At 58.2% G+C, this 8,865-nt stretch carries 10 protein-coding genes; 5 read left to right on the forward strand and 5 right to left on the reverse strand.

Annotated features, from left to right (window positions below):
* The first annotated feature begins 7 nt into the window (after window positions 1-7).
* Window positions 8-199, forward strand: coding sequence for an LPS translocon maturation chaperone LptM (locus tag HMPREF2796_RS05635; RefSeq protein WP_141749165.1), 192 nt, complete (start codon window positions 8-10; stop codon window positions 197-199).
* A gap of 107 nt (window positions 200-306) precedes the next feature.
* Here the strand turns inward: HMPREF2796_RS05635 and HMPREF2796_RS05640 are convergent, their stop codons facing one another.
* Window positions 307-948 (reverse strand): hypothetical protein, encoded by a 642-nt coding sequence (locus HMPREF2796_RS05640; protein ID WP_070631629.1) that lies wholly within the window; start codon window positions 946-948, stop codon window positions 307-309.
* A gap of 68 nt (window positions 949-1,016) precedes the next feature.
* Window positions 1,017-2,258: a multifunctional CCA addition/repair protein gene (locus tag HMPREF2796_RS05645; RefSeq protein ID WP_070631631.1), complete on the reverse strand. Its 1,242-nt coding sequence runs from the start codon at window positions 2,256-2,258 to the stop codon at window positions 1,017-1,019.
* Between the two features lie 171 nt (window positions 2,259-2,429).
* Between HMPREF2796_RS05645 and HMPREF2796_RS05650 the strand changes: the two genes are divergently transcribed.
* Window positions 2,430-3,059 (forward strand): FG-GAP repeat domain-containing protein, encoded by a 630-nt coding sequence (locus tag HMPREF2796_RS05650; protein WP_070631633.1) that lies wholly within the window; start codon window positions 2,430-2,432, stop codon window positions 3,057-3,059.
* A 54-nt stretch (window positions 3,060-3,113) separates the two neighbouring features.
* Here HMPREF2796_RS05650 and HMPREF2796_RS05655 read toward each other — a convergent pair whose 3' ends face one another.
* The gene (locus HMPREF2796_RS05655; RefSeq protein ID WP_023887313.1) at window positions 3,114-3,710 is read right to left on the reverse strand and encodes a phosphatase PAP2 family protein; all 597 of its coding nucleotides are present in this window, start codon (window positions 3,708-3,710) and stop codon (window positions 3,114-3,116) included.
* 79 nt (window positions 3,711-3,789) lie between these two features.
* On the opposite strand from HMPREF2796_RS05655, the gene gloB reads away from it, so the two are divergent.
* Entirely contained in the window at window positions 3,790-4,539 is a 750-nt protein-coding gene (gene gloB / locus HMPREF2796_RS05660; protein WP_070631635.1) for a hydroxyacylglutathione hydrolase, read from the forward strand.
* A 215-nt stretch (window positions 4,540-4,754) separates the two neighbouring features.
* On the opposite strand, the gene HMPREF2796_RS05665 is transcribed toward gloB, so the two are convergent.
* Together HMPREF2796_RS05665 and hslO are read right to left on the reverse strand one after the other, a co-directional pair.
* Window positions 4,755-5,690 (reverse strand): dihydroorotate oxidase, encoded by a 936-nt coding sequence (locus HMPREF2796_RS05665; protein ID WP_067440530.1) that lies wholly within the window; start codon window positions 5,688-5,690, stop codon window positions 4,755-4,757.
* 214 nt (window positions 5,691-5,904) lie between these two features.
* On the reverse strand, window positions 5,905-6,792 hold the full coding sequence (gene hslO / locus HMPREF2796_RS05670; protein ID WP_070631636.1) for an Hsp33 family molecular chaperone HslO: 888 nt from the start codon (window positions 6,790-6,792) through the stop codon (window positions 5,905-5,907).
* A 121-nt stretch (window positions 6,793-6,913) separates the two neighbouring features.
* Here hslO and rfaD point away from each other — a divergent pair, with 121 nt between their 5' ends.
* Together rfaD and HMPREF2796_RS05680 are read left to right on the forward strand one after the other, a co-directional pair.
* Window positions 6,914-7,915, forward strand: coding sequence for an ADP-glyceromanno-heptose 6-epimerase (gene rfaD / locus HMPREF2796_RS05675; RefSeq protein ID WP_070631640.1), 1,002 nt, complete (start codon window positions 6,914-6,916; stop codon window positions 7,913-7,915).
* Between the two features lie 202 nt (window positions 7,916-8,117).
* On the forward strand, window positions 8,118-8,783 hold the full coding sequence (locus HMPREF2796_RS05680; protein ID WP_023887318.1) for a response regulator: 666 nt from the start codon (window positions 8,118-8,120) through the stop codon (window positions 8,781-8,783).
* Window positions 8,784-8,865: the final 82 nt, after the last annotated feature.

Consider the following 8,865-nt stretch of genomic DNA (forward strand, 5'->3'; position numbering starts at 1 on the left):
CGAGTTGATGATGATGCGAACCCTGTTCCCCGCCCTCGCCGCCGCCCTGCTTTTGAGCGCCTGCGGCTATAAAGGCGACCTCTACCTGCCCAAAGAAAGCGACCGCGCCCGCTTCGCCCCGGTGCAAACCGGCCTGCAATTCAGTCCCATCGCGCCGATGCCCGACGTGGCGCCGCAACCGCTGCCTGCCGACAAATAGCCGCGAAATGCTTCGGCCATACTTTTTCAGGTAGCCTCTTTCCTGCCGGAGGCTACCTGAAAATATAACTGCGGCGCTATTGCCTATCCCGCCGCTCCTGCCCGGCTTTACTTCTTCGGCGGCAGGATGCTGCCGGTTTCGGCGGCGCGTTCTTTCCAGATGGGCAGCCACTGGGCTACGCGCTCGCGGTTTGGTTCATAGATAGGCCGAGCAGTAGGGAAGTCATCACGAATAAAACGCTCCACATAATCAAAGTCCAGCAAAACCGCTCTGGCGATACACTCCCCCAAACCTTCGTAGCCATCATTAGTAGCAAGTTCTGGAAACTTCCCTGCAATCGGATAGCCACTTAAAAATTCTTTTTCATCTGGGCTGCTGAAATATCGTTTAACCAAATCCAAACCGCGCTCAAAAAAGTCTCGGATATAGATTTTTGCTTCAGGCAAAGCATGGACTAATTTCTGATAAATCATGGCATGGTTGTGAGCATCCGGGCTCAGGATTGGTATGCACGTTGTCCATTTTGGAGCATGTAAATCATGAAAACCCTCTTTTAAGATTAAACTAACTGACTTATTAAAAATGACCACATAAGGTTCTGCCGAAAGATGCAGCACCCAACCCGGGTCAATCCAAATCTCCGAATGTTTCAACGTTTTATTTTTAAAAACACTCGCCTTATATTCCCAGCCGGGATACTCCCCCGCCAAGCGAACGCAAAATTCTTTCACATCTGATTTGTTCAACATACTTTCCCTTCCCGTTTTATCCCGTTTGTCTGCCTGCGTATTTGCCGCTGCGCCGAAGCCTGCGCTTTTCAGGTAGCCTTCCCCTGCTCCCGCCGATACGCTTCCTGCAAGGGTTTAATCCGCGCCAGCCTGTCGGCGGCGATGGCTTCGGCGATGCGTTGCGGTTGTTTGGCGTGGGCGGCGGCGATGGCGGCGGTGTCGGTTTGCTGCGCGGCGGCGAGCAGGGCGAGCCAGTGTTCGCGTTGCTGGTAGGCGGCGTGTTCGAAGCCGAGGCGGCCTTGCGCATCGGCGCGGCACACGTTGAGCATGGCGGCGAAGCGTTCGGGGCGGCGGTAGGCATCGGTTTGCTGCAAAATTTTGGCGGCAGTTTGCGGGCGCAATTCGGCCGCCTTGTGCAGCTGCCCGTGCCAGCGGCACACTTGCACGGCCAAGTCGGCGCAGGCTTTGGGCACTTTCCAGCGCTGATTAACGGCCTGCACCAGCGGCACGCCGGCTTCTTCGTGGCCGTGGTGTGCGGGCAGGATTTCGGGCGCGGTGTCAGCTTTGCCCAAATCGTGCAGCAGCGCGGCGTAGCGTTCGGGCAGGCTCAGGCCGGCATCGGCGGCGCTTTGCAGGGTGAGCAGGGTGTGGATGCCGCAGTCGATTTCGGGGTGGTAGTCTGCGCGCTGCGGCACGCCGAACAGGGCTTCCACTTCGGGCAGCAGCACGGCGAGCGCGCCGCATTGGCGCAGCACTTCAATCATGCGCACCGGCCGCGCTTCCATCAGCCCGCGCGCAAACTCCTGCCACACGCGCTCGGCCACCAGCGCATCGGCTTCGCCGCTCTGCACCATATCCGCCATCAGGCGCAGGGTTTCGGGGGCTACCTGAAAACCGTAGCGGGCGGCAAACCGCGCGGTGCGCAAAATCCGTACCGGGTCTTCGGCGAAGGCGGGGGAAACGTGGCGCAATATGCCCGCGGCCAAATCGGCCTGCCCGCCAAAGGGGTCGATAATCTGCCCGGCCGCATCCTGCGCCATGGCGTTGATGGTGAGGTCGCGCCGTTGCAGGTCTTGCTCCAGGGTAACGTCCGGCTCGGCGTGGAAAGTAAAGCCGGCATAGCCGCGCCCGGTTTTGCGCTCGGTGCGCGCCAGGGCGTATTCCTCATGCGTTTCGGGATGCAGGAACACCGGAAAATCCTTGCCCACCGGCTGATAGCCCGCCGCAAGCATGGCCGGCGCATCGGCACCCACCACCACCCAATCGCGGTCTTTCACTTCCCGCCCCAACAAGGCATCGCGCACCGCGCCGCCCACCAGATAAATCTCCATCTGCCCTTTTCCTGTTTGTAGTTCGTCCAAACCGAATCATGCCCGATTTGCCCCGTTTTGCCAAAACCGCCGATTCAGGCTACCTGAAAGCATATCCACCTATATCAAGCCAGCTGCCTGTTTTTGCTGCTACAATCCACGCCAACCCTTTCCCCAGCATTGGAGATCGCCATGAAACCCACCCTACTGCTCCTGCTCGCCATTCTGCCCCTAACCGCCCACGCCCGCAGTCTAACGGTAGATGCAACTAACCTGCCTCCCGGCTGGCAGGCCGAAGTGCAAAGCGACAGCTGCGACAGAGATGGTTTGATTTGCATGGGCCCAGCCCAAATCACCCTGCGCCACGGCAGCTTCTCGCAAAGCTTCCGCAGCGAACAACTCGCTTTCCACAACAATGGATTGTGGCCAAATGATGTGCAAATGGGCGACTACAACTTCGACGGCAAACCCGACCTGGCCATCCGCAACGGCAATGGCGGTTCCTACGGCAGCCCCAGCTACGATATCTATGTGCAAACCCAATCCGGCCGCTTCGTTAAAAGCCGCGAGCTCACCGAGCTCGCCTCCGACTACATGGGTATGTTCCGCGTGGATGCCGCCCGCCACACCCTGACCACCGCTGCCCGCGACGGCTGCTGCTTCCACGTCGAAGAAACCTGGCAGATTATCCCCGGCCGTGCGCCACGCGAAATCGCCATCACCACAAGGGACAGCCGGCAAGGCAACGGCGCCTACACCGAAGTCATCACCAGACGGCTGGTGAACGGCCGCTGGCGGCAAAGCGTGCGCCGCGAACGCTAATACCCAGCTGCCCGCCGTAAAAAAGGCTACCTGAATATTCAGGTAGCCTCTCGTTTATCCCAGCATCAGCCAGCCATACAGCTTAAACACCAGCCAGCCCAAAAACGCGCCGGCAGGCAAATCCATCAGATAATGCTGCTTGGTAAACATACAGGAAAGCGCAATCAGTACCGGAAAGGCAAACGCCACCGCGCCCATGCTCGGGTAGGCATACATGGCCGTGAGCATCGCCACCGAAACGTGCATACTCGGGAAGCAGTTGGTGGATTGGTCGAACTTCTGAACAAACAGCAAAAACTTCTCCGAAGCCGTTTTGCCCGTGTTCACACTGCGCCAGTGCGGCGGCGTGGACACCGGCCACAGCCAGAAAAACATCATTTGCACAAACAGCAAAATCAAAAAGCTAAACGCCGTCATCACAAACTGACGCGAATCCGCCATCAGCCAGTTTAAATACAAAATCGCCGGATAATACAAAAAGCTATACACCCACGACCACCAAGCCACAAACGGAATCTTCTCATCCAACGGCGAATGCAGCACCTGCGCCGGCCGCAGCGGGTGGCGCTGGGTGAAAAAATAAAACTGATACGCCCCCACAATCAAAATCCCGCTCAACACCAAATTCACTACATAATCCACAGCAGTCATCTGCCGCTCCCTTATCGTGTAAAATGCTGTGAAGGCTAGCAATCGGCCACCCTTTTGTCAATTTATTAACATCGCCATCATGTTCAAAATCACCCCTATCCCAGCCCTTGCCGACAACTACATCTGGCTGCTCCAACAAGGCAACGAAGCCGTCTGCATCGACCCCGGCGAAGCCGCCCCCGTAGCAGGCTACCTGAAAGCCCACGGCCTGGCGCTGCGCCAAATCTGGATTACCCACCACCACACCGACCATACCGCCGGCCTGCCCGAGCTCATCCGCCAGTTCCCCGACTGCCGCATTTACGCCAACCACGACATCCCCCACGCCACCCACACCGTAGGCGAAGGCAGCCGCTGGCCGCTCTGGCAAAGCCAAGTGGAAGTTTGGCACACCCCCGGCCACACCCAAACCCACCTCAGCTACCTGCTGCAAGCGGACGGGCAAGCCCGGCTCTTCTGCGGCGACACCCTCTTTTCCGCCGGCTGCGGCCGCGTTTTCGACGGCACCCCAGCCCAACTCTTCGCCTCCCTGCAACGCATCAACAGGCTACCTGAAAACACCCTGCTCTACCCCGCCCACGAATACACCGCCGCCAACCTGCGTTTCGCCGCACACATCGAACCGCACAATCCCGAAATCGCCCGCAGCTTCGCCGCCGCGCACGCGCCCACCCTGCCCGTCTCCCTTGCCCACGAGCGGCAAATCAACCCCTTCCTGCGCACCGCCGATTTTCAGGTAGCCTCCCGCACCGCCGAACTCGCTGGCCAAAGCCTACACAGCGAAGAACAAGTCTTCACCGCCCTGCGCGAATTGAAAAACCATTTCTAAACCCTGCGGCAGCTTGGTTGTGGATATATAGTGGATTAACAAAAATCAGGACAAGGCGGCGAGCCGCAGACAGTACAGATAGTACGGCAAGGCGAGCCAACGCTGTACCGGTTTATGTTAATTCACTATAAAAAGGCTACCTGAAAACGAGCTCGCTAGTTTCTGCGAAGCTAAATTTTTCAGGTAGCCTTTATTGTTTGATACGCCGATTGCGGTTAGTCCAAATATTTCAATTTGCCACGGAAATCGTCCAGCGTTTCATAGCCTTTTTCGGCCATGATGGCTTTCAGCTCTTCGGTGATGCGGGTAAAGGCGGGTACGCCTTCTTTATGCAGGGTGGTGCCCACCTGCACCATGCTGGCGCCACACAGGATGTGTTCGAAGGCATCGCGGCCGGTGAGCACGCCGCCGGTGCCGATGATTTGAATGGAAGGGTTGAGCCGCTGGTAGAAGGCGTGCACATTGGCCAGCGCCGTGGGTTTGATGTATTCGCCGCCGATGCCGCCGAAGCCGTTTTTGGGGCGGATGATCACGGTTTCGTCTTCCACATACAGGCCGTTGCCGATTGAATTAACGCAGTTCACAAATTTGAGCGGGAATTTGTTGAAGATGGCGGCGGCTTGGTCGAAGTGGACGATATCGAAATAGGGCGGCAGCTTGATGCCCAGCGGTTTGCTGAAATAGGCAAAGGCATCGCCGAGGATTTTTTCCGTGGTTTCAAAATCGTAGGCAATCTGCGGCTTGCCCGGCACATTGGGACAGGAAAGGTTGAGCTCGGTGAGGCCACTAAAGCCGCTCTCCTCCACTTTGCGCAGGAGGGAGTGGGTTTCGCTGGGCGACATGCCCACCAGGGAGAGGAAGAAGGTGCGGTTCGGCTCGCGGTTTTGCAGGTCGAGCAGGTAGTCGAGGTAGTAATCGATGCCGTGGTTGGGCAGGCCCATGGAGTTGATGCTGCCCAGCGGCACGTTGCGATAGCGCGGCTCGGGGTTGCCGGCGCGCGGCTCGAGGGTGGCGGTTTTGGTTACGAAGCTACCGGCGGCGGAGTTTTTCACTTCTTCCAATTCGGCAATGCTCATGCAAGCCACGCCGGCGGCGTTCATGAGGCAGTTGTCAAACGAGAAACCGGCAATCTGGGTTTGGGTGCTGGGCATGGGGGCTCCTTGATTGATGGTTGAACAGCGGCATTGTACACCGAACAGGAACAGGCCGCTTGCGGCAGGGCAAATGAACGCGGCAGGCCGACCCACAGGTTTTCAGGTAGCCTGCAACGACACAGGCTATCTGAAACATATTCAACAAAAGGCTACCTGAAAACCGAGCAACGGTTTTCAGGTAGCCTTTTTATACAATTAAGACAATACCGCCTTATTGCAGCTGCTGCCCGGTCATAGCTTCGATTTCCATGCCGAACAGGGCTTGCACGTCGGTGTCGTCGAACACGTATTTTTCGCCGCAGAAGTCGCAGTCGATGGCGATGCTGCCTTGTTCGGCCACGATATTGCCCACTTCCTGCCCACCCAGAAGCAGCAGCATATCGCTCACTTTGCCGCGCGAGCAGGTGCAGGCGAATTCGATTTGTTCGGGCTCGAACACGCGCGGCGGGGTTTCGTGGAATAGGCGGTAGAGCAGGTGTTGGGCGTCGAGCTCGATCAATTCCTGCGGGGTAACGGTGTCGGCCAGGGTAGTGTAGTGCGTCCAGGCGTCGGCGTCGATTTGCTGTTCGGGCAGCCTTTGCAGCAGCAGGCCGCCGGCGGCGTGTTCGGAGGCGGCGAGACTGATGTGGGTGTCGAGCTGCTCGGAGCGGCGCATATAGGCGCTGAGCATTTCGGCGATGTTGCTGCCTTCGAGCGGTACGATGCCTTGCCAGGGTTCGCCTTCGTTGGGCTGGAGGGTGATGCCGAATACGGCGTTTTCGCCGAGCAGCTCAATCAGGCTGCGGCCGTCGTCTAAGTTGGCTTGTTCGTTCCAGCGGGCGGTGGCGCGGCAGCTGTGGTTGGAATCGGTTTCGGCCACGAGCATTTTGAGGTCGCCCTGCCCTTGGATTTGCAATATGAGCTTGCCGGGCAGCTTGAGATTGCTGGAAAGCAGGACACCAGCGGCCAGCAGCTCGCCCAGTGCGTTGCGGATGGCGGCGGGGGAGGGTTTGCGCTGTACGATGTGCTGCCACACGCTTTGCAGCTGAACATGCAGGCCGCGCACGGGCTGGTCGTCGAAAATAAAGCGGGTGCGCAGATTGGCGGATTGGGTGGTCATGATACTGTCCTTGTTGTTATCTTGTATTGGGCTGCTATATGGTTTCCAAGGGCGGATATTCAAGTTTCAGGTAGCCCGAAATCGGTTAAAATACCCGCCAACCCGTTATCAGGAAAAGCTCATGACTATCATTGTTACCGGTGCCGCCGGCTTTATCGGCAGCAACATCGTGCACGCACTCAACCAGCGTGGCATCACCGACATCATCGCGGTGGACAACCTCAGCCGTGCCGACAAATTCCGCAATCTGGTGCAGGCCGATATTGCCCACTATCTGGACAAACACGAATTCATCCGCCAAGTGCGCGCCCACCAAATCAACGGCGGCGACATCGAAGCCATCTTCCACCAAGGCGCCTGCTCCGACACCATGAACCACGACGGCGTGTACATGATGGACAACAACTACCAATACACGCTCGACCTGCTCGACTGGTGCCAAGACGACCGCATCCGCCTGATCCACGCCTCCTCCGCTGCCGTATATGGCAAAGGCCAAACCTTCCGCGAACAGCGCGAATTGGAAGCCCCGCTCAATGTGTACGGCTATTCCAAATTCCTGTTCGACCAAGTATTGCGCCGCCGCATGGCAGAAGGCCTGCACAATCAAGTGGTTGCCCTGCGCTATTTCAACGTATACGGCCGCCGCGAGCAGCACAAAGGCCGCATGGCCTCCGTGGCCCACCACCACTTCCACGAATACCGCGAGCACGGCCGCGTCACCCTGTTCGGCAGTTACGACAGCTACCCCGCCGGCGCGCAAAGCCGCGACTTCATCTGCGTGGAAGACGTAGTCAAAGTAAACCTCTTCTTCTACGACCATCCCGAAGTATCCGGCATTTTCAACTGCGGCACCGGCCGCAGCCAGCCCTTCAACGACCTGGCCGCCGCCACCGTCAACGCCTGCCGCGCCCGCGAAGGCAAGCCCGAACTGCCGCTGGAAGAACTGGTGGCACAAGGTTTGATTGTGTATAGCGACTTCCCCGACGCGCTCAAAGGCAAATACCAAAGCTTCACCCAAGCCGACATCAGTGCCCTGCGCGCCGCTGGCTATACCGAAGAATTCGACGACGTGGCCACCGGTGTGCGCCGCTATGTGGATTGGTTGGCCGATCAGGATTAAGCGCCACACCGTAGCATTCTGATTTCAATCTACTATACTTAGTTGCAATTTATGTTTTCAGGTAGCCTTCCAACATGGAGGCTACCTGAAAACATAGCAGCACAAAGTTGCTGCCCAGCCCAAACCTTTCCGCCCTAATTTCCCCCTAATTCACGCCTGCTATACTGCCACCATCCCCACTCCCACCCCAAGCCAAACCGCCATGCGCATCCTCCTCATCGAAGACGACACCATGATTGCCGACGCCGTAGCCGGCAGCCTCAAAGACAGCGGCTACGCCGTAGATTGGATCAACAACGGCCGCACCGCCGTTACCGCCTTCGGCAGCCAAAGCTACGACCTCATCCTGCTCGACCTCGGCCTGCCCGGCCAAGACGGCCTCGACGTATTGCAACAGCTGCGCGGCAGCGGCAACCCCACCCCCGTACTCATTCTCACCGCCCGCGACGACCTACACAGCCGCCTCTCCGGCCTCGACGGCGGCGCCGACGACTACCTCGTCAAACCCTTCGACATGGCCGAATTGCAAGCCCGCATCCGAGCCGTCCTGCGACGCCAACACCAACGCACTAGCCTCCTGCTTAGCAACGGCGTCCTCACCCTCAACCCCGCCACCCACCACGTGGAAATAGCCGACCAAAGCGAGCCTATCGCGCTGAGCAACAAAGAATTCGCCATCCTCGAAGCCCTGCTCCAACGCCCCGGCACCATCCTTTCCCGCAGCAACCTCGAAGACAAAATCTACAGCTGGGGCGAAGAAGTGGAAAGCAACGCCATCGACTACCTCATCCACGCCCTGCGCAAAAAAATCGGCAAAGAACACATTAAAAACATCCGCGGCGTCGGCTGGATGGTGCCCAAAGGATAAAACGCCAACCGAACCACCCCGCCACTGCTTCGGTTAGCATTGCCTCGCCACTATAGTGGATTAACAAAAATCAGGACAAGGC

Origin of the sequence: Eikenella sp. HMSC071B05, assembly GCF_001811325.1 — a bacterium.
Classification (GTDB): Bacteria; Pseudomonadota; Gammaproteobacteria; order Burkholderiales; family Neisseriaceae; genus Eikenella; species Eikenella corrodens.

Coding starts and splice junctions, on each gene's coding strand:
- HMPREF2796_RS05635 (WP_141749165.1), top strand. CDS start 8: ATGATGATGCGAACCCTGTTCCCCGCCCTCGCCGCCGCCCTGCTTTTG.
- HMPREF2796_RS05640 (WP_070631629.1), bottom strand. CDS start 948: ATGTTGAACAAATCAGATGTGAAAGAATTTTGCGTTCGCTTGGCGGGG.
- HMPREF2796_RS05645 (WP_070631631.1), bottom strand. CDS start 2,258: ATGGAGATTTATCTGGTGGGCGGCGCGGTGCGCGATGCCTTGTTGGGG.
- HMPREF2796_RS05650 (WP_070631633.1), top strand. CDS start 2,430: ATGAAACCCACCCTACTGCTCCTGCTCGCCATTCTGCCCCTAACCGCC.
- HMPREF2796_RS05655 (WP_023887313.1), bottom strand. CDS start 3,710: ATGACTGCTGTGGATTATGTAGTGAATTTGGTGTTGAGCGGGATTTTG.
- gloB (WP_070631635.1), top strand. CDS start 3,790: ATGTTCAAAATCACCCCTATCCCAGCCCTTGCCGACAACTACATCTGG.
- HMPREF2796_RS05665 (WP_067440530.1), bottom strand. CDS start 5,690: ATGCCCAGCACCCAAACCCAGATTGCCGGTTTCTCGTTTGACAACTGC.
- hslO (WP_070631636.1), bottom strand. CDS start 6,792: ATGACCACCCAATCCGCCAATCTGCGCACCCGCTTTATTTTCGACGAC.
- rfaD (WP_070631640.1), top strand. CDS start 6,914: ATGACTATCATTGTTACCGGTGCCGCCGGCTTTATCGGCAGCAACATC.
- HMPREF2796_RS05680 (WP_023887318.1), top strand. CDS start 8,118: ATGCGCATCCTCCTCATCGAAGACGACACCATGATTGCCGACGCCGTA.